At 68.7% G+C, this 18,007-nt stretch carries 20 protein-coding genes; 5 read left to right on the top strand and 15 right to left on the bottom strand.

Annotated features, from left to right (window positions below; all coding sequences use genetic code 11):
• Window positions 1-80: 80 nt before the first annotated feature.
• From ACQPWU_RS00910 to ACQPWU_RS00940, 7 genes are all read right to left on the bottom strand, one after another.
• Window positions 81-596 (bottom strand): ATP-binding protein, encoded by a 516-nt coding sequence (locus ACQPWU_RS00910; protein ID WP_433436166.1) that lies wholly within the window; start codon window positions 594-596, stop codon window positions 81-83.
• Window positions 597-602: 6 nt separating this feature from the next.
• The gene (locus ACQPWU_RS00915) at window positions 603-1,328 is read right to left on the bottom strand and encodes a hypothetical protein (RefSeq protein WP_433436168.1); all 726 of its coding nucleotides are present in this window, start codon (window positions 1,326-1,328) and stop codon (window positions 603-605) included.
• 64 nt (window positions 1,329-1,392) lie between these two features.
• A complete protein-coding gene (locus ACQPWU_RS00920) occupies window positions 1,393-2,760 on the bottom strand; it encodes an SUKH-4 family immunity protein (RefSeq protein ID WP_433436170.1) in 1,368 nt (455 codons plus the stop codon).
• Window positions 2,761-2,797: 37 nt separating this feature from the next.
• Entirely contained in the window at window positions 2,798-3,280 is a 483-nt protein-coding gene (locus tag ACQPWU_RS00925; RefSeq protein ID WP_433436172.1) for a GNAT family N-acetyltransferase, read from the bottom strand.
• A 31-nt stretch (window positions 3,281-3,311) separates the two neighbouring features.
• Window positions 3,312-4,934 carry an ABC transporter permease gene (locus ACQPWU_RS00930; RefSeq protein ID WP_433436174.1) on the bottom strand — a complete coding sequence of 541 codons (1,623 nt, stop codon included), beginning with the start codon at window positions 4,932-4,934 and terminating at the stop codon, window positions 3,312-3,314.
• A complete protein-coding gene (locus tag ACQPWU_RS00935; RefSeq protein WP_433436176.1) occupies window positions 4,931-5,824 on the bottom strand; it encodes an ATP-binding cassette domain-containing protein in 894 nt (297 codons plus the stop codon). The genes ACQPWU_RS00930 and ACQPWU_RS00935 overlap by 4 nt, the downstream gene beginning before the upstream one ends.
• A 63-nt stretch (window positions 5,825-5,887) precedes the next feature.
• Window positions 5,888-6,703 (bottom strand): oxidoreductase, encoded by an 816-nt coding sequence (locus ACQPWU_RS00940; RefSeq protein WP_433436178.1) that lies wholly within the window; start codon window positions 6,701-6,703, stop codon window positions 5,888-5,890.
• Between the two features lie 236 nt (window positions 6,704-6,939).
• Between ACQPWU_RS00940 and ACQPWU_RS00945 the strand changes: the two genes are divergently transcribed.
• The gene (locus ACQPWU_RS00945; RefSeq protein WP_433436180.1) at window positions 6,940-7,650 is read left to right on the top strand and encodes a helix-turn-helix domain-containing protein; all 711 of its coding nucleotides are present in this window, start codon (window positions 6,940-6,942) and stop codon (window positions 7,648-7,650) included.
• Window positions 7,651-7,756: 106 nt separating this feature from the next.
• On the opposite strand, the gene ACQPWU_RS00950 is transcribed toward ACQPWU_RS00945, so the two are convergent.
• From ACQPWU_RS00950 to ACQPWU_RS00980, 7 genes are all read right to left on the bottom strand, one after another.
• Entirely contained in the window at window positions 7,757-8,527 is a 771-nt protein-coding gene (locus ACQPWU_RS00950; protein ID WP_433436182.1) for an ABC transporter ATP-binding protein, read from the bottom strand.
• Entirely contained in the window at window positions 8,517-9,587 is a 1,071-nt protein-coding gene (locus ACQPWU_RS00955; protein WP_433436184.1) for a FecCD family ABC transporter permease, read from the bottom strand. Before ACQPWU_RS00955 ends, ACQPWU_RS00950 begins: the two co-directional genes overlap by 11 nt.
• A complete protein-coding gene (locus ACQPWU_RS00960) occupies window positions 9,580-10,656 on the bottom strand; it encodes an ABC transporter substrate-binding protein (protein ID WP_433436186.1) in 1,077 nt (358 codons plus the stop codon). The genes ACQPWU_RS00955 and ACQPWU_RS00960 overlap by 8 nt, the downstream gene beginning before the upstream one ends.
• Before the next feature lie 191 nt (window positions 10,657-10,847).
• Entirely contained in the window at window positions 10,848-11,438 is a 591-nt protein-coding gene (locus tag ACQPWU_RS00965; RefSeq protein WP_433436188.1) for a hypothetical protein, read from the bottom strand.
• A 56-nt stretch (window positions 11,439-11,494) separates the two neighbouring features.
• The gene (locus tag ACQPWU_RS00970) at window positions 11,495-11,698 is read right to left on the bottom strand and encodes a heavy-metal-associated domain-containing protein (RefSeq protein WP_433436189.1); all 204 of its coding nucleotides are present in this window, start codon (window positions 11,696-11,698) and stop codon (window positions 11,495-11,497) included.
• A 146-nt stretch (window positions 11,699-11,844) separates the two neighbouring features.
• Window positions 11,845-12,561 carry an MFS transporter gene (locus ACQPWU_RS00975; RefSeq protein ID WP_433436190.1) on the bottom strand — a complete coding sequence of 239 codons (717 nt, stop codon included), beginning with the start codon at window positions 12,559-12,561 and terminating at the stop codon, window positions 11,845-11,847.
• On the bottom strand, window positions 12,492-13,250 hold the full coding sequence (locus ACQPWU_RS00980; RefSeq protein ID WP_433436191.1) for an MFS transporter: 759 nt from the start codon (window positions 13,248-13,250) through the stop codon (window positions 12,492-12,494). The genes ACQPWU_RS00975 and ACQPWU_RS00980 overlap by 70 nt, the downstream gene beginning before the upstream one ends.
• A gap of 194 nt (window positions 13,251-13,444) precedes the next feature.
• Here ACQPWU_RS00980 and ACQPWU_RS00985 point away from each other — a divergent pair, with 194 nt between their 5' ends.
• A complete protein-coding gene (locus ACQPWU_RS00985) occupies window positions 13,445-13,942 on the top strand; it encodes an NUDIX domain-containing protein (protein ID WP_433436192.1) in 498 nt (165 codons plus the stop codon).
• 129 nt (window positions 13,943-14,071) lie between these two features.
• Here the strand turns inward: ACQPWU_RS00985 and ACQPWU_RS00990 are convergent, their stop codons facing one another.
• Complete coding sequence (locus tag ACQPWU_RS00990; protein WP_433436193.1) at window positions 14,072-14,512, bottom strand: MarR family winged helix-turn-helix transcriptional regulator; 441 nt, start codon at window positions 14,510-14,512, stop codon at window positions 14,072-14,074.
• 158 nt (window positions 14,513-14,670) lie between these two features.
• On the opposite strand from ACQPWU_RS00990, the gene ACQPWU_RS00995 reads away from it, so the two are divergent.
• The 3 genes from ACQPWU_RS00995 (at window position 14,671) to ACQPWU_RS01005 (ending at window position 17,893) form a co-directional block, all read left to right on the top strand.
• A complete protein-coding gene (locus ACQPWU_RS00995; protein WP_433436195.1) occupies window positions 14,671-15,075 on the top strand; it encodes an SPW repeat protein in 405 nt (134 codons plus the stop codon).
• Between the two features lie 322 nt (window positions 15,076-15,397).
• Window positions 15,398-16,258: a DMT family transporter gene (locus tag ACQPWU_RS01000; RefSeq protein ID WP_433436197.1), complete on the top strand. Its 861-nt coding sequence runs from the start codon at window positions 15,398-15,400 to the stop codon at window positions 16,256-16,258.
• A 234-nt stretch (window positions 16,259-16,492) separates the two neighbouring features.
• Window positions 16,493-17,893 (top strand): MFS transporter, encoded by a 1,401-nt coding sequence (locus ACQPWU_RS01005; RefSeq protein ID WP_433436199.1) that lies wholly within the window; start codon window positions 16,493-16,495, stop codon window positions 17,891-17,893.
• Window positions 17,894-18,007 lie beyond the last annotated feature (114 nt).

Genomic DNA, 18,007 nt, shown 5'->3' on the forward strand with positions numbered 1-18,007 from the left:
CCCCCTGTACGACCCGGGAAGCCTCCACGCTCCAATGCACAAACCGGTGCACACAGCCTGTGGATGAAGACGGCCGACGGCTAGGCGTGACCCACGCCGGCCGCGACGATCCTGGCCACCTCGGCAGGCTGCAGCTCCGTCGTGTCGACGACCCGGCCTTCGCGGCTGAGCCAGGGAAAAGCGTCCTCGTACACCGGCAAATGATCCAGCCGCCACCCACTGATCGTCGCCGAGTCGCCCTTGATCCGGCGGGCGAGCGTCGCCTGGTCGGTGTGCAGCACGAAATGGTGAAGCGGAATCCCGGCTTTCCCCAGGCCGGCGTGGATCTCCCGCCAGTACTCCTCGACCAGCACGGTCTGCGGCATCACGAGCACCCCGCCCAGATAGTCGAGCAGCCGCACCGCCGTTTCCACGACGAGAGCCCGCCACGGGTTCCAGTGCTGGAAATCCCCCACCGGGGGCATGTCCGAGACGGTCTGCAACATCATGCCGACCTGCTCAGGATCGAAGTAACGAGCACCGGGAATGAGCGGGATGAGCTCGTTCGCGGTGCTCGTCTTCCCCGCGCCGAACGTCCCGTTCAGCCAGACAATCATCGTGGATCACCAATCCCAGTACGAGCGTGCCTCCGACAGCCAGTTCTTCGGGAAATACTGCTGGATCTTGAACGCCATGCCAAGGCCGCGGGCGATGTACTGGTCGCGCTCCAGCTTCTTGGCGATCGGCTTGCCCGGGGCACCGTTGTTGTCCCACCAGGATTCCCACTGCTTGACGCAGGTCTTCCCGCTGAGATACCGGTTCGAGCAGGGGGCGGGCGGCGACCAGATCTGGGTGTGGCCGAAGTCGACGACCTTCCCCGACGACCGCTCGGTGATCGTCCCCCACGCCTTCAGGCAATATCCCTGTGCGGGGATGTCCCACTTCACGTAGTGCTGCTGTCCGGAGGTGGCGAACGTCCATAGGTTGCCGCATTTCGCGTCGCCGATCTGCTCTTTGGTGACCCGGACCGTGTAGTACGTGCCGTTGTCCCGCCACCCGTCCAGCATCAGCCAGTCGCCATTGTGGACGAACTTCTCCGCGTAGTCCGGCGGCCAGTTCTTCGGGTCGCCCCAGCTGATCTCCGACGTCGTGGACGACAGGGGCTTCCACGTCCATTGCCCGGCCGCCTGCCCGTCGGCCCAGTGCTGCCCGGCGCTGCGCTCCGCGAACATGGAGTACTGACCGTAGTTCTCCCCGGCGCGAGCCGGCCCGCTCATCCCCGTGAGCGCTGTGACCATCGATGTCCCTGCGACGAGGAACGGCCTCGCCCTCACCATCTGGATCTTCACCGGCAGCACGTTATCGGGGCCGCCGACCGGGACGAGCCAAACATCCAGAATCTTCGAAGAGTTCCTATTCCGCCTTCGGGGCCGTGCGAAGAAGAAACGCGGCACCATCGTGCTCTGGGATCTCCACCACAAGCCCGGTGCCGGCCAGGACGTCCGCGATCAGCTCCCGGTCACCGGCCCATTGGAGCGCCAGCTCGTCCACCAGATCGCCGTAGGTGTCGAAGCAGGACGTGTGCGCCTGGGTGGTCCAGAAGACGGCCTTGGGCCCTTCCCCGGCCGGGGTCATCTCATAGACCTGCTCCCAGGCCCCGGAGGCGGTCGGCCAGAGGTCCGGCTCGGCGAGGTAGCCGTGCACGGCGAGCCGGTCGAATGCCCGTACGATCCGGCACAGGTCGGAAGATCGGTCGGCGGCCAGGCAGGTCACGACCCCTTCCTCCCGTTTGTTCAGGCCATGGACCGCGGCGAAGAGCGCGTCCATCGCGGCGTCGGCCTGCCTTCCCAGCTCATCGGCGTCCATGTCCAGCATCGCGTCGAACTCGTCGCGGTCCGCCTGTCCGGGAACGGAGACCACCAGGCCCGCCCGGGCGAACGCCGCCTGGATGTTGGAGGGCAGCCCGCCCCGCCACGCGATGGGCACATCCCTGACCAGCTCACCGTCCGGGGCGAAGTGGCCGTCGAGGTCGTCGGCCGGGCTCAGCAGGCCGCTGGTTTCGGTGTCGGAGGCGAAAAGCTTGGCGTCGACGATCTGCCAGCCCTCGCTCTCCAATCGACTGAGAGCCCGGTCGAAACCGTCGCGCTGTGAGCGGTACGGCGAGGAGGCTTCCTCGATCGCGCTGGACAGCGTGTCGGCGATCTCCGCGCGGCGCTGTTCGAGGAACGCGCGCGTCTCGGCGATGTAATTCCGGCTCATCAGGGTGTCCATCACCATGGACCACCAGGCCTCGGCATCGTTGAAGGCATCCGGATCGACTTCCTTCAGTGAAAGCCACAGCTCCTGCGTATAGCGCTGAGCGGCCTCCGGGGACTCCCCGTTCAACGCCTGCTGGCGCAGTCTGATCCGGTAGAGGAACTCGAGGAAGTTCGCCAGGGAGCTGTTGACCTTTTCCGCCTGCGGCTTCTCGTCCATCGAGAGCAGGCCAACGACGCCGTTCCGGATGTCCAGGAAGTAGCGCATGCCCGTGTCCCCCGACGTCCCGCCGAGCGTGAGGACGTCGACATCGCCGTGGCCCGTCTTGAACACGACCAGAGAGCCCAGCCGCGGTTCGGCTTCGATGAAGGTGGTGAAGGCCAGATCCGCGCGTACCGGCAACCCGACCTCGGACAGGATCCGTGTGTCCTCTTCCGACACGCCCTTCTCGCGGCACCGCTCGGCGTCCATCAGCAGCAGGCCTTCGTCACCGAACGCTTCGACCATATCTTCGTGCGTGACCACGATTCAGCACCTTGTCGTTGGGATGCACCGAGGACCCCTAAGCGTATGGGATCTTGAGTTCCCAGCGGACCTCGCCGTCGTGCCATTGATCAGTGCGGCACAGGCCGGCGGAGGCGGCGACGGCGGCCGAGGCGGCATGGTCAGTGTGGATATGCGCGATGACCGTGTCGATCCCCTCCTCCGCGAGCCGGCCGACCAGGGCCTTGGCCGCCGCGGTGGCCAGTCCGCGGCCCTGCCAAGGCGTCCCGATCACCCATGCGATCTCAGCGGAACCGGCGTCGATCGTCGCCTGCACGTACCCGACCAGGCGTTCTTCCTCACGCGACCAGACCACCCAGTTGCGCCAGCCGGGCGGCCCGGCGACCAGCCGCTCGTAGCGGACGCGCAGCTCCTGCGCGGTGAGAGGCGCCCCTCCGATGAACGTGTGCAGTGCCGGGTCGGACAGCACGACGGCCATCTCGTCGGCGTGCTCCGGGCGCAACGGGAGGAGAACGAGCGCAGGGGTCTCGATGCGGTCCACTCGGCCACGATATTCGCACCCATACGATCCCCTAACCCGAGGCGAGATCGCGGCGGCGCAGGCCGTACAGGCCGAGGATCATCAACGCGGCGGCGAGTGCGGTCAGCACCACCGTGGCCACCGGGGCGAAGGCTCCCAACGGGTGCCAGGGAAGGTGGGACAGCACCGACGTGTTCACCAGCCACCCGGGCACCTGCATGTAGGACCCCAGGATCTGCATGAATCCGCTGTACACGACCACGGCCCAGCTCACGTTCATGGCCCGCGGGGCGAGCCCGAGCAGCGCGGCGGGGACCGCGAGCAGCACCAGCACCTCCGGGGTGCGGAGCAGGCTCGCCCGGATGACCTCCCCGGCGAGGCCGGGATCGCCGGTCGACACGGCGGCCCCGATACCGAGCGCGGCGCCGTACACCGCCGGCAGTACGACCACGGCGAGCGCGGTGACCAGCAGGGACGACCAGAACCAGGTCGATCTGCCGGTCGGCCCGGCCAGCACGGGACCGATCCGGCCGCGCACCTCCTCCGCACGGAGCCGGATGACCGACAGGACCGCGAAGACACCGGTGTAGAGCGACCCGGTGAACACCATGAGGCTGAGCCAGGCCCGCCCGAAGTCCGCGCCGGAGAAGATGGGGAGATCGGTGTTCGCCATCCCGCCGGTCATGGCGCCCAAGACGAAGCCGATGGCGAGGAACGCGGCTCCCCACCCGACGATGGCCGCCTGTTGGAGCCTCAGAGCGAGCGCGAACGGCGAGCGCAGCCAGGAAGGCGCCGAGGCCCGGCCGGGACGCGGGGCCACCAAGGAGGCGCCGAGATCCCTGCGGCTCGCCAGGGAGTAGGCGCACACGACCAGCAGCCCGGCGAGAAGTACGGAAAGGCCGAGCGGCCACCAGCGCTCCTCGGCCAGCACCCGGGTCTGCTGTGACCAGCCGATCGGGGACAGCCAGAACAGCGGACCGCCCTCCTGGCTCTGCATCGCTCCCGCGCCGCGGAGCAACCAGACCGCGATGAGCACGACGCCCGCGAGCCCGTTGGCGCCTCTGGGGTGCTCGGTGACCTGGGCGGTGACCGCGGTGACCCCGGCGAACACCAGCCCGGCCGCGGCGAGGGAGGCGCCGAACAGCAGTGCGCTGCCGACGGGAAACCCGATGCTGATCGTCGCGGCGGTGGTGAGGACCGCGAGCGCGGCATTGCTGATCAAGGCGACGATCAGCGCCCCAGTGAGCTGGGCGTGCCGGCCGACGACGGCCGCCCGGATGAGCTCGGCCCGGCCCGTCTGCTCTTCTGTCCGGGTGTGCCGGGTGATGAGCATCATGTTCATGATCGCGGCGGCCAGCAGGAACTCGACCCAGTAGGCGGCGAGGAAGTAGCTCCGCGTGGTGACGTCGCCGAAGAGGGGCCCGCCGAGCACCCTCATGAACGAGACCCTGATCATCTGCGAGGCTTCGGCCAAGGCCTCAGTCGTCGGGACGACCGAGGTCACGGCGGCGTAGTAGAAGCGTGGGACGAGGGCCGTGATGGCGACCAGCCAGATGGTGAGCTTGATCCGGTCGCGGCGCAGCGCCAGCCGTACCATGGCGCCGGTGCCGGTCAGGTGGCTGCTCACCGATCTCGATCCGGTACGGCTGCGCGCCGGGGAAACCGTGGTGGTCATGCCGCCTCCTTGTGCCCGTAGTGCCGGAGCATGAGCTCCTCGATCGTCGGCGGGTGGCTGACCAGCGAGTTGATGCCGAACCTGGTGAGGTGCCGGATGGCGCCGTCGAGGTGTTCGGCGTCCACGCTGAACCGCACGCTTCCGCCCTCGATCTTCTCGTTGTGGACGCCCGGCAGCTGGTCGAGGCCGGTGACCGGGGTGGCGGTGCCGGCCAGGATCGTCGTACGGGTCAGGTGCCGCATCTGCTCCAGCGTCCCCGACTCCACGACTTTCCCGTCCCGGATGATGGTGATCCGGTCGGCGAGGGTCTCGACCTGGGCGAGGATGTGACTGGACAGCAGGATGGTACGGCCGGCGGCTTTGGCCTCGGCGACGACCTGCTGGAACACCGCCTCCATCAGCGGGTCGAGCCCGCTCGTGGGCTCGTCGAGGATCAGCAGCTCCACGTCGGCGGAGAGGGCTGCGACGAGGGCGACCTTCTGCCGGTTGCCCTTGGAGTAGGTCCGCGCCTTCTTCTTCGGATCGAGCTCGAACCGCTCGATCAACTCGTTCCTGCGCTTGTCGCTGAGCCCGCCACGCAACCGGCCGAGCACGTCAATGGCCTCGCCTCCGGTGAGGTTGGGCCACAGCTCCACATCGCCCGGCACGTACGCCAGCCGCCGGTGCAGCGCGACGGCGTCGGCCCAGGGGTCCCCGCCCAGCAGACTGGCGCGGCCGGAGGTGGCTCGTATCAGGCCCAGCAGGATGCGGATGGTGGTGCTCTTTCCCGCCCCGTTCGGGCCGAGGAAGCCGTGCACCTCTCCGGCGTTCACGGTGAGGTCGAGCCCGTCGAGGGCTCGTGTCGGCCCGTAGGCCTTGACGAGCCCGGAAGTGGCGATGGCAGCGATCATGGGTTTCTCCGAATTGCGGATCTCGTTCGACGGGTAAAGGTGCCGACGCGCTTCAGGGGCGGCTCATGCGAGGCCGGCGATCCGTGCGTCGAACTCGCGGTCGGTAAGGGACCTGTTGAGCTCCAGGAGAGCTTCGGCCTGCCAGCCCACGACGTATCGCGTCTCCGGCCGGTCGGACTCGACGGCCTGCCGGATCGCCGTCGCGACGACGCCGGGGTCCGAGGGGCCGCCCTCCATCGGCATCTCGGCCGCGCGTGCCATGGCCTCGGCCATCCGCTTGTAGGCCCCGCTCCCGGAGATCTCCCGCAGTTGCCGCGCGGTCCCGGCCTCGAAATCGGTCTTGATGATGCCGGGTTGGACGACGACGACGTCGATGCCGAACTGCCCGGTCTCCATGCGGAGCGTGTCGGAGAAGGCCTCCAGGGCATGCTTGGAGGCGTAGTACCAGGCGCCGAGCGGAAGGGCCAGCTCGCCGCCGATCGAGGACACGTTGACGATCGTGCCCGATCGCTGCTCCCGCATCTGCGGCAGGACGAGCTGGATCAGCCGGGCCGGCGCGAACACGTTGACCTCGAACTCGTCTCGCGCCATCTCCAGCGGCGTGTCCTCGACCGCGCCGTGCACGACGGCCCCCGCGTTGTTCACCAGGACGTCGATCCGCTGGTGTTCGTCCAGGACGGTACGGACGACCCGCTGGAGATCTTCTTCCTTGGTCACGTCCATCGGCAGGGCGTGGCCTCCCGCTTCGCGGATCGCCTCCATCATGTGCACCCGCCGCGCCACGCCGTACACGATGTGTCCTGCGCGCAGGAGCTCGAGTGCGGTGGCGTGGCCGATGCCGGATGAGGCGCCGGTTACGAGGCATACCTTGGCAGCCATTGCCAGGGGTCTCCTTGTCTCAATAGTGATCTACGTCGTCCGCGGCGATCGTTCACGCACGTGGAAAAGCTACGGATGCGTTTAAGGATTCAGCAAGACGGAAACGTCGATACCGCAGGTCAGCCAGGGGTAATTGGCGCAACAACCGTGCTGGCAAATGCAACAACCTCAACGCCGCGTGTAGCAATCAGGCACGCTTGAAGGCATACTTGTGCGTCCGCGACGAGGGAGGGCGCATGCCGGGAGGCCACCTGACGTACGAGGACCGCCGCAAGATCGCCGAAGGACTGGTGGAAGGGCTCGCCTACGCGGAGATCGCCCGCCGTCTGGGGCGGCCGAGGTCGACCGTCGGCCGCGAGATCACACGCAACGGCGGCCCGCACGGCTACCGCGCGGCACGGGCGCAGCAGGCGACCGAATGGCGCGCCCGCCGCCGGCCTCACCCTCCGTCGGGTACGCCGGCGACCGCGGATGCCAGCGGGCGCGACCCTCAGGCAGTACGGCAACTCGAGCAGAAACTCACTGAGAGGTTCGGCGGGGTACCGACGATGGCGGCCAGGGTGATGGCCTCCCTGTTCACCAGCGATACCGGCAACCTGACCGTCGCCGACCTGACCGAGCGGCTGCGTGTCAGCCCCGCGTCGATCTCCAAGGGCGTCAACTGGCTCGAGCAGGTGGGGCTCGTCAAACGCGAGCGTGACAACCGGCGTGAGCGGTACAGCATCGACGCTGACGTCTGGTACCGGGCGTGGTTGGTGGGGATGAGGTCGATGACGTTGTGGGCCGATACCGTCCGGGAAGGCGTCGACGTCCTCGGCGCCCACACCCCGGCCGGCGTCCGGCTCCAGACGGCAAGCCGGTTCTTCGACCTCATCAGCTCCGACATGGCCCAGGCCGCCGAACATTACCGGCAGACCTTCGCCGGCACCGCGGACGCCACGGAGTGAAGAACCAGCGCCGCCGTCACCTCCCTCACGGACGAGATGGAGCTCACCGTCCCCGCTCATGGAACACGCTGGAGGGAAGTGAGCGGCGCTGATCGTCCTCGGCTCCCTACGGCGCCGGTGAGGCCAGGGCGATGTGCGGGCGGCCCGTTATGGGGTGCGGGCCGACGTGGGCACGTACGCCGAAGACCTCCTCGATGAAGGAGGGCGTCAGCACCTCCAGAGGCGGGCCGTGCCCGGCGACCCGGCCGTCGCGCAGGACGACGACCTGGTCGGCGTAGGCCGCGGCCTGGTCGAGGTCGTGCAGCGCGGCCAGCAGGGTGAGGCCGAGGGAACGGATCAGGTCCAGCAGGAGGAGCTGGGAGCCGACGTCCAGGTGGTTGGTGGGTTCGTCGAGCACCAGCAGCGGAGCCCCCTGCGCCAGGGCGCGGGCGAGCAGGACGCGTTGCCGTTCCCCTCCCGACAGGGTGGTCATCAGCCGGTCGGTGGCCCAGTCCATGCCGACCCGTTCCAGCGCGGTGACGACCACCGCGTGGTCGGCCGCCGTGTCCCGGTCGAGCGGCCGTTTGTGGCTGTGGCGGCCGGTGGCGACGACTTCGGCGACGGACAATCCGTCGGCGACCTGGTTGTGCTGCGGCAGTACGGCGCGATGGCGTGCGGCCTGGCGCGGCCGCATCCGCCACAGGTCCTGCCCGTCCAACCGGACCACGCCGCTGGATGGGCGCAGCGACCGGTATACGGTACGCAGCAGCGTGGACTTGCCGCTGCCGTTGGGACCGACCAGCGCGACGAACTCGCCAGGTCCGGCGGTCAGGTGGACGTCGTTGACGATGGGCCGGGCGTCGATGTGGGCGCTGACCCCGGCCAGGTCAAGTCGCATCGGTGCCTCCGCTTGATCGGCGGCGCAGCAGCCAGAGGAAGAACGGCACGCCGAGCCCGGTGGTGAAGATGCCGACGGGCAGCTCGTTGGGCCGGTCGGCGATCCGGGCGGCCAGGTCCACCAGCACCAGGAACAGCGCCCCTGCCAGCAGGGACACGGGTAGCACGCGGCGGTGCTCGGCACCGACGACGAACCGGACCATGTGCGGGACCATCAGCCCGATGAAGCCGATGCCGCCGACGACGCTCACCACGGTGGCCGTGAGCAGCGACCCGGCCACCAGCAGCCCGATCCGCAGCGTCGCCACCGGCACACCGATGGCGACGGCGGCTTCCTCGCCGGCCAGCAGCGCGTTCAGCGCCCGTGCCTGCAGTGACAGCCAGACCAGGCAGGCGACGATGAGCAGGGCCGGCATGCCCAGGTCGTCCCAGGACGCGCCGGCGACGCTGCCCATGAGCCAGAACATCATGCCCTGCAGCTCCGTCGGGTTGAGCTGGAGCTGCACGAACGTGGTGGCAGCCGTACACAGGTAGCCGACGGCGACACCGGTCAGGACCAGCCAGGAGTCCAGCAGCCGCCCGGCGCGCTGAGCCAGGACGTACACCAGCAGTGCCGACAACATGGCGGCGGCGAAGGCCGCGCCGGTGACGCCGAGCGCGCCGGCCAGGACCGTGCCGCCCAGCGCGGGCACCAGCACGGCTCCGAGAGATGCCGCCGAGGAAACGCCCAGCACGTACGGGTCGGCGAGCGGGTTGCGTACCAGGGACTGCAGCGCGACCCCGGCCACCGACAGGCCGGCTCCGGCGAGCGCGGCCAGCAGCGCACGCGGGGTGCGGATCTCCCAGACGACCTGGCTGAGCAGCGGGTCCGCCTGCGCGCCCCGCCCGGACATGTGCGCCCAGACCACCCCCCAGACCTGGCCGAGCGGGAGATTGACCGAGCCGACGGAGATGCCGACCACCAATGACCCGACCAGCCCCGCGACCAGGGCGGCCAGCAGCAACCCGGTCGCGGGTCCAGAGATCAGGTGCGGGCGCCGGGATGTCGGGGTGTCAGTCACCGGGGTGGACCACCTTGGAGATCTTCTCCACGGCCGAGGCGTTGAGCGGGCCGAGATACACGCCGTCGGAGACCACCGTGTACGTCTTGGACTTGGCCGCGGCCCATTGCGGGTAGGCGGCGAACAGCTTGGCCGCTTCCTCGTCTCCCTTCTCCTCCGGTGTGAACAGCCCGACCACCAGCACGTCGACCTGAGCGGTGGCGAGTTGCTCCTTGTTGAGGGTGCGCGTGGCGTCCGCGGTCTGGCCGGCGAAGGCGTTGACGCCACCGGCCGCCTTGATCACATCGTCGTAGATGCCGCCGGTCATCACGGCCGGCAGGCCGTTGGCGTTCATCATGGCCATGCCGGGATAGGCGATGAGCACCTTCTTGGCAGGCAATCCCCCCACGCGGGTCCGTACGGCCTCCACGCGGGCGCGCAACTTGCCGATCAGGTCGAGAGCGCGCTCCTGGACGTCGAACACCCGCCCCAGCAGGCTGATGAACTCCAGCGAGGAGTTGATCGACTGGTTGCGGAAGGCACGCTGCTCCTCCGGGGTCGCCTCAGGCTTGCCCATCGCGCAGTTGACCGGGTTGACCAGCGAGGTGATCCCCGCCGCGGCGAGCTGCTCGCGGGTGGCGAAGCCCTTCTTGGCGTCGAACCCGCCGGACCAGGTGGACACCACCAGGTCGGGCTTGAGCTTGAGCACCTGCTCGGCGGGGACGTCGAAGTTCTTGTTCATCGTCAGTCCGCCGGTCGGCAGCGCCTTGATCTTTTCGATCATCGACGGGTCGTCGGAGACGCCGTAGCTCTGGGCGTTGGCCAGGACGGTTTTGTCGAGGCCGAGCAGGATGAAGCTCTCGACCTCGCCCACGCTGGTCCCGTTGAGGATCAGTACGCGCTGCGGCGGCCGCTGGAAGGTGACCCGCATGCCGCAGTTGTCGAAGGTCAGGGGGTAGCCGGTCCGGCCGGCGGGTGCCGTGACGGCGGCGGCCGGTGCGCCGGACACACCCTCGGGGTCACCGCAGGCGGCTGCGGTCAGGGCAACGAGTGCGACGGCCAGCAGGCGTCGCAAAGGACGAAGGTTCATCGGTATGTGTGCTCTCTACGGGGTTGGAGGTACGCGCGACCCGCACCGGCCACAGTGGTGACCGGTGCGCCTGTGGAACCCGCAGTCGGCAACGAGGGTGATCGGTCGGTCCCGGGCATGCCGCCATGGCGCCACGTCCCGGAAGGAAAGGCCTCAAAGCCGGCTCAGACGGCCGGCACACGATCACCGATTCACACGAACACTGCGGGTCCGGCCTGTCCTCCAGGGGGTCCCCGCTGCACGAGGGCATATCTCAGGAAGAGCCGGATAAGCGCGGTCTCGTCCTCGCCCGTGTGCGCGATCGCCGGTGGCCGGGGAGAAGTCCATCCGGCCACCATGAAAAGCAAGATCAGCAGCGGGCGCAGCACCCAGCCGGCCAGCTGCCGTACCAGGGCGCACAGGCCCGCCTCGACCCACCGCAGCCACACGGAGGTCACCAGCACGCCCGCCGCGTGCATGAGCAGCATCCCCAAGCTCGAGGAGCCGTCGTGGTGCATCTGCTCCATGCCCGGAACGGGTGCCATCTCATGATGTGCGGCACTCTGGCCGAGCAGGACATGCAGGATGACCTGCGACAGAGCCGTCGCGGGCAGAATGCCGCCCAGGGTGCGTTCGCGCCCGGTCAAGGCCAGTGCGGGCAGCAGGACGAGCAGAAAACCGCTCAGCGCCGCTACCGGGTCGAAACAGCCCCCACCGGCCAGGTGCCCGAGCGTGGCCAGGGCAGCGCACGTACCGGCGAAGCTCGCCGCGCGCAACCACCGCACCACCGACAACGGACCCATCGCCGACAGATCCTCCCACACGACCACCGCCGTCTACAGAGCAGACGGCCGCCGGATCAGGCGACCACCCGATAGCCCGCCTCAACGATCGCCGCGCGCACCTGCGACTCCTGAAGCGACGGTCCCCCGCTCACCGTGACGCGGCCCTCCGGCACGTTCACCTCCACCCGCTCGACGCCCTGCAACGGCAGGACCTGCTCCCGGATCGCCGAGGCGCAGTGCCCGCAACTCATTCCCGATACCGCGACGGACAGGGTCATTGACCTGAACCTTTCCTGTGGAACGGCCAAGCGGCCTGTAGGTGGAGATACGCGGCCCGCGGCCTCCGGGTTCATCTCAAGCAAGTGAGAGGGTCCGGTCGCGGGCCAGTGCGGGCAGTTCCTTGGCCCTGGGGTCGCCGAACGGGTCAGCGGTTCGTGCGGGGCAGGGCCTGGACGAGGGCGGCGACCATCACGTCCAGCGCGACGAGGAGGAGCAGACCCATGGCGAAGGCGTGCGGGTAGGTGCCCAGCGCCCCGTAGAAGACCATGCCGATCACGGCCACGCCGATCGCGCCGCCCGCCTGCTGCGCGGTGCTCAGCACACCGGACGCGGCGGCCGCGTGCCTGGGATCCACACCGTTCAGGATCAGCGCGGGCAGCGGTGCCATGACCAGCCCCATCCCGGCGCCGGCGATCACGAGCCCGGGGATGATCCAGGCGATGGGCCCGTGGTCACCCAGGGTGGTGGCGGTTTGGGCGAGGACGCCGTAGCCGACGGCCATGATCAGCGCGCCCAGCGCGACGACCTGGCGGCCGAGTCTCGCCGCGACCTTGGCGGCCTGCGTCGAGGACGCGAAGTAGCCCAGGCCCAGCGGAAGGAAGATGAGCCCGGAGTCCAGGGCGTCCAGCCCGCGGCCCTGCTGGAGGTAGAGCGCCAGGATCAGGAAGAACGAGCCCATCGTCATCGAGTGCAGCAGGCTGACCACCGTGCCCGTGGAGAAGGAGCGATGCCGGAACAGCCCGGGATCGACCAGGGGCGCGGCGACCCGCCGCTGGTGGAGCGCGAAGGAGGTCAGCAGGACGGCCGCCGCCGCCAGGCACAGCCAGGTCCACGCGGGCCAGCCCTGCTCCCTGCCCTGCACGAGCGGGAAGACGATGGCGACCAGGCCGAGCGAGGCGAGTACGGTGCCGCCCAGGTCCAGCCGCGGGCCGCCGCCGGGGAGGCGGGATTCGGGCACCATGCGCGGGCCAGACCGATGGCGAGCGCGCCTATCGGCACGTTGATCAGGAAGATGGTGCGCCAGCCCAGCCCCGCCAGGTCCGCGTTGATCAGCACGCCGCCGATGAGCTGCCCGAACACGCCTCCGAAGCCCATCGTGACGCCGTACGCGTTGAAGGCCTTCGCCCGGTGCTCGCCGGTGTAGACAGTGTTGATGATCGCCAGGACCTGCGGCATCAGCAGCGCCGCGCCGAGTCCCTGGCCGACCCTGGCGCCGATCAGAACCCCGGCGGTGGGCGCCGCCCCGCAGAGCAGCGACGCCACCGTGAAGGCGGCCAGGCCCACGACGAACATCCGGCGCCGCCCGTACAGGTCACCCAGTCTCCCGGCGGTGATCAGTCCGGCGGCCAGCGCGAGGCCGAACCCGGCCACGACGAACTGGATCTGCGAAGGCGTGGCGTGCAGGTCGCGCTGGATGGCGGGGATCGCCACGTTGACGATGAAGAAGTCGAGGGTGGTGATGAAGAGGCCGGACAGGAGGACCAGCAGGGTCCCCCGCCCGGGATCGGCCGCCCGGGGAAGGGCGGACTCCGGTGCCTTGATGGCGGTCATGTCACTCTCCTGATGTGGTGGCCGCTGCAAGGTCGAGAATGCCGCCGGCACCTGCACCGTGGCGATTACGTGGGAGGTCATGCTCGGCGGACGCGGGTATGGCTGTTTGCGGCGAACGTCACTGGCGCCCGGTTCTGGAACAGGGCATCGGCCGCATCAGGCCCGTGAGCAACGTGGTGGTAGGAATGAACGAAATGAGTAGGCCGTACCTCGAGCCGGCCGACTGGTATGCGAGCCTGCCGACGGCATACGTCTCGGCGTGCATGCTGCTGACTGACGGCGACGACCGCGTCCTGCTCGTCAAGCCGGACTACCGCCCGCATTGGGCGATCCCTGGTGGCGTCGTCGAAGCCGGGGAGGCTCCGCATGAGTGCGCCATGCGGGAGATCCTCGAGGAGCTCGGGCTGGATGTCCGGCCTGGAGACCTGCTGGTGGTGGACTGGTCACCACCGCAGGGGGAACGGCCTCGCGCCATGATGAACTTCCTCTTCGGCGGCGGCACCATCACCGACCCCAGCCGGATCAGGCTCCAAGCCGACGAGCTCGATGACGCCGAGTTCCTCAGCTGGGAAGACGCCGAAGACCGGCTTCCCAGGAACACCTCGGCGCGGATCCCCGCCGCGCGCCGGGCTCGCGAAAGCGGCTGTACGGTCTACCTTCCCGCCGACCACACCGCGTCGCCCATCTCATGACGGCCTGGATGCGATCGCCGGCGCGAGGGGTTGCCTCGTACATGGGGCACCTGGAACGACACGGACTGATCGCCCGCCACGCCTATGCTCACCGTCCCCTGACCCGGTGACGGCGCGTCCGTCGAAGCGTCACGGTACGTCCGACGTGACCGCCGGTTCGACCAACGCGTTCACCAGAGGAGCCAGCCGCCGGAGCTCTTCCAGATGGGTGGCGCTGAGCAGGGCCAGCTTCGCCGCGCCCGCCTCCGTCAGTGTGAGGCGCACGACCCTGCGGTCCTTGCCCTGCCCCGTCCCGCGGTTGCGGGCGACGAGACCGAGCTGCTCCGCCCGATCGATCAGCTGCACCACACTGTGATGCCGGGTGCACAGATATCCGGCGAGCTCCCCGATGCTGGGCCCGCGCGAGTCCGGATGCCCTCGGATGGCCAGCAGCAGTTGGTGCTGACTGCCCGTGAGCCCGACCTCCGCCGCCTGCTGCTCACTCCATCGCAGGAACTGGCGGAGCCCGACCCGGAACTTGAGCAGCCTCGCGTACTCGTCCTCAGTGAGGTGTTGGCCTGTTGACGACATGACGGTCAATCTCCTGATGTGATATTATCATGTCATGATATATGAACCAAGCGGCGCCGGAACCGATATGGCCTGAGGCGGCCACTGGTTACGGTCCGTCTTGGTTCGAGAGCGCACTGCACCACAAGAGGGTGGTGAAAGACATGACAAGCGGGGACATGAGACTGCATCCCGACATCGTGCAGATGCGGGCGAAGTACGAGCTCGCCGCGGAGGCACCGACTGGCCAGGCAGTCGCTGGTCTTTCGTTCCTGACCGGGCTCTACCTCGCGATCTCGCCATGGGTTGTCGGGTTCACTCGATTCACGACCCTGACCGCGAACAACCTGATCGTCGGGATCGCCTTGGCGATGCTGGCTGTCGGGTTCGCTTCGGCGTACGGCCGGACTCACGGCATGGCCTGGATCGCGCCGCTGATCGGCGTGTGGACGATCATCGCTCCGTGGGTCGTCAGCGGCCAGGTCGCCACCACGGCGACGATCTGGAGCAACGTCGTGACCGGCGCGATCGCCCTCGTGCTAGGGCTGGGCGCGACGTTCCTGGGGATGAGCCGGAACCGCTGACTGCGGGGGCTTTTCGGAGCGGAGGCCGGACCCGGCGTGGGCCCGGCCTCCGCCCGAGACCGGACTCCAGATGGGAGACGAGGGCCCAGCACACGGCAGCGCCGCACCGCCCATCACCGCATCGAGGCAGATCAGACCACACCCGCCTCAGTTACGGAGCCAGCGTTTGGGGAAGCCTCAACGGGAGGCGGCCCGATCGAAACCCGTCCGAAAGGGCCTCTAACGGTGGGCATGGGTGATCACGACATGGGGGACACCTTTCCGCCTCGACACTCGTTCCCGTCGAGCAGGACATCGGAGAGGGCCGCCATTGATCATCATAATGATCTCTCTGGGGGCGGCGTGCCTTCTCGGCATCGGCTTCGTCGCCCAACAGCATGCCGCGTACCGCGAACCCCTTGAGGAGATGCTGCACCCGCGCCTGCTGCTGGACCTCATGCGCATGCCGTTGTGGCTGGTCGGGATCGGGCTGATGCTCGGTGGTCAACTCCTCAGTGCTGTCGCGCTGCGGGAGGCGGATGTGGCGCAGGTGACACCGCTTCTCGCGGTGAACCTGCTGTTCGCCCTGACCGCGGCCCATGTCATCTACAAGGAACCGTTCGGCCGCATGCTGCAACTGGGCGCCGTACTGGTGAGCGGAGGAGTGGCTCTTTTCCTCTTCGCCGGGCGGCCTCAAGGCGGCCATCTTCCAGATCCGGTTTCCCTGCGGTGGCTCGCGGCGCTCCCGGTGGTCATGGCCGCGGCGGCGCTGGTCCTGTTCGGTCTGCGGCGTTCCCTGAAGGTCAAGGCGATGTCGCTGGCGGCCGCGGCCGGAGTGCTGTACGGGGTACAGGACGTGCTGACCCGCAGTACCCTGCTCACCCTGAGCAACGGGCTGAGCGCGCTCGAGACCTGGCAACCGTACGTGCTGCCCTGCGTCGCCGTGGTGGGGTTGCTTCTCAACCAGAGCGCGTTCGACGCCGCTCCGCTGCAGATCTCGCTGCCGGCCACCACGGCCGCCGAGCCGATCATCGGGATCGTGCTCGGAGCGGCGATCTTCTCCGAGCATCTGCGGGTCACTCCGGAAGCGCTCGCAGGCGAGGTGGCCGGCCTGATCGCGCTGGTGGCGGGCATCGTCATCCTCGGCCGATCCCGGTTCCTGGCCAAGCACGCGCACCAGCAGCGGCGCCGGGAGGAGCAGTGATCTCCGTGGTGCCGGCGCCTCAGCGATGCGGCGTCGCGCGGCACGATCTCGGTGCCCCAGAGCAGGACCCCCGTATATCCGGTGCGTGCGTTTCGGGCATAGATGCAGTGGGAGACGTCGATGTCCGCGAACTCGGGGGATAGGCGGCACCACTTGACGCACGCCGTGCTCGATTGGGCCGCACGAAGAACGGTTACCGTGGTGGGCGGCCCTGCGCGGTTTCGGGTCATCGCCATGCTCGCATGCGTTCTCGCCCTTGTCACCGCCGACCAGGGAACCGTCGGAGCGGTGGGCGTGGAGATCAAGCAATCCCTGGGCATCACCAATACCGAACTCGGATCCTTGACCGCCGTCTCCTCCGCGGCCGGCGCCCTCGCCGTCCTGCCCGTCGGCGTCCTGACGGACCGCGTACGCCGAGTGAGGTTCCTCACTGGCTGTATCGCACTGTGGAGCCTGGCCATGCTGGTCGGCGGCCTGGCCGATTCGCTCTCGTGGCTCCTGCTCTCCCGGGTGGCAGTCGGGGCTCTGACCGCCGCGGCCGGGCCCACTGTCGTCTCGCTCGTCGGCGACTTCTTTCCCGCCGCCGAACGGGGCCGGATCTACGGCTTCATCTTGAGCGGTGAGATGCTCGGAGCCGGCTTCGGCCTGGTGGTCGGGAGCACCCTCGCGCACCTTCTGTCGTGGCACGCGGCGTTCTGGTTCCTCGCACTCCTGGGGATCGCCTTCGTATTCGTCATCGCACGCAAGCTGCCTGAGCCCAAGCGGGGCGGCCAGAGCCGATTGCCCGCGGATACGCTCACTTCGAGGGCGGAATTGGCCGGCAAGAGCGAGGACCGCAGCGGTGTAGGGCGGGATCACGATGACGCGGCGCGTCTCGCGGCGCGCCGTCGCGGGATCGGCCCCGATCCGGCGTTGGTGCTTCGCCGTGACCCCGTACGCATGTCCCTGTGGCAGGCGACGCAGTATGTACTGAGCATCCGGACGAACGTCGTCTTGATCATCGCCTCGGTGATCGGATATTTCTTCTTCGCCGGTCTGCGGACCTTCGCCGTCGTCTTCGTTCGTGGGCAGTACGGTGTCAGCCAAGCGGCGCTGACGGGCCTGGTCTTCCTCATCGGCGCCGGCGCGCTCCTGGGAGTGCTCAGTGGCGGGCGCGTCGCCGACCGGTTCGCCCGTCGCGGGCACATCAGCGCCCGCATGGTGATCCCCTCGGTAGCGTATTTCACCGCCGCGGTCTTCTTCGTCCCCGGCTTGCTCACCACGTCGGTGGCGATCGCGCTGCCGTTCCTGTTCATCGCGGCCACGTCGTTGTCGGCGGCCAATCCCCCGCTGGAGGCCGCCCGCCTCGATGTCGTTCACTTCCGGCTCTGGGGCCGCGCGGAGAGCGTCCGAACGTTCCTCCGCGTGGGCGCGGAAGCCGTCGCCCCGGTGACCTTTGGCGTTCTGGCCGACGTCCTCGGCCCGGGCGGCACGACCAGCGCCCAGGGATTGCGGTACGCCTTCCTGATCATGCTGGTGCCGCTGGCGGCGAACGCGGTCGTGCTCCTGCGCGGCAGGCATGCCTATCCGCGCGACGTCGCCACAGCTGCCGCCTCCGAACGCCTGACAGGCGCTGATCGCAGACGAGTCCAATAGTCCCGCGCGTTCCCCCATGCGGGGGATGTGCGGAGCTCGGGGTGGCGCGACGTTTGAGACAGCACACCATGTTGCCCACCGGGTCAGGGGACGTCAGGACGATCCCGCGCCGGT

It is taken from the genome of Nonomuraea sp. CA-141351, from assembly GCF_050944675.1.
Classification (GTDB): domain Bacteria; phylum Actinomycetota; class Actinomycetes; order Streptosporangiales; family Streptosporangiaceae; genus Nonomuraea.

What these genes read in the sequence shown, in the direction of transcription:
- ACQPWU_RS00930 (WP_433436174.1), bottom strand. Translation starts at nt 4,934, where the DNA reads ATGACCACCACGGTTTCCCCGGCGCGCAGCCGTACCGGATCGAGATCG.
- ACQPWU_RS00970 (WP_433436189.1), bottom strand. Translation starts at nt 11,698, where the DNA reads ATGACCCTGTCCGTCGCGGTATCGGGAATGAGTTGCGGGCACTGCGCC.
- ACQPWU_RS00935 (WP_433436176.1), bottom strand. Translation starts at nt 5,824, where the DNA reads ATGATCGCTGCCATCGCCACTTCCGGGCTCGTCAAGGCCTACGGGCCG.
- ACQPWU_RS00960 (WP_433436186.1), bottom strand. Translation starts at nt 10,656, where the DNA reads ATGAACCTTCGTCCTTTGCGACGCCTGCTGGCCGTCGCACTCGTTGCC.
- ACQPWU_RS01000 (WP_433436197.1), top strand. Translation starts at nt 15,398, where the DNA reads ATGATCTCTCTGGGGGCGGCGTGCCTTCTCGGCATCGGCTTCGTCGCC.
- ACQPWU_RS00940 (WP_433436178.1), bottom strand. Translation starts at nt 6,703, where the DNA reads ATGGCTGCCAAGGTATGCCTCGTAACCGGCGCCTCATCCGGCATCGGC.
- ACQPWU_RS01005 (WP_433436199.1), top strand. Translation starts at nt 16,493, where the DNA reads ATGCTCGCATGCGTTCTCGCCCTTGTCACCGCCGACCAGGGAACCGTC.
- ACQPWU_RS00980 (WP_433436191.1), bottom strand. Translation starts at nt 13,250, where the DNA reads ATGACCGCCATCAAGGCACCGGAGTCCGCCCTTCCCCGGGCGGCCGAT.
- ACQPWU_RS00910 (WP_433436166.1), bottom strand. Translation starts at nt 596, where the DNA reads ATGATTGTCTGGCTGAACGGGACGTTCGGCGCGGGGAAGACGAGCACC.
- ACQPWU_RS00995 (WP_433436195.1), top strand. Translation starts at nt 14,671, where the DNA reads ATGAGACTGCATCCCGACATCGTGCAGATGCGGGCGAAGTACGAGCTC.
- ACQPWU_RS00990 (WP_433436193.1), bottom strand. Translation starts at nt 14,512, where the DNA reads ATGTCGTCAACAGGCCAACACCTCACTGAGGACGAGTACGCGAGGCTG.
- ACQPWU_RS00945 (WP_433436180.1), top strand. Translation starts at nt 6,940, where the DNA reads ATGCCGGGAGGCCACCTGACGTACGAGGACCGCCGCAAGATCGCCGAA.
- ACQPWU_RS00950 (WP_433436182.1), bottom strand. Translation starts at nt 8,527, where the DNA reads ATGCGACTTGACCTGGCCGGGGTCAGCGCCCACATCGACGCCCGGCCC.
- ACQPWU_RS00965 (WP_433436188.1), bottom strand. Translation starts at nt 11,438, where the DNA reads ATGGGTCCGTTGTCGGTGGTGCGGTGGTTGCGCGCGGCGAGCTTCGCC.
- ACQPWU_RS00985 (WP_433436192.1), top strand. Translation starts at nt 13,445, where the DNA reads ATGAGTAGGCCGTACCTCGAGCCGGCCGACTGGTATGCGAGCCTGCCG.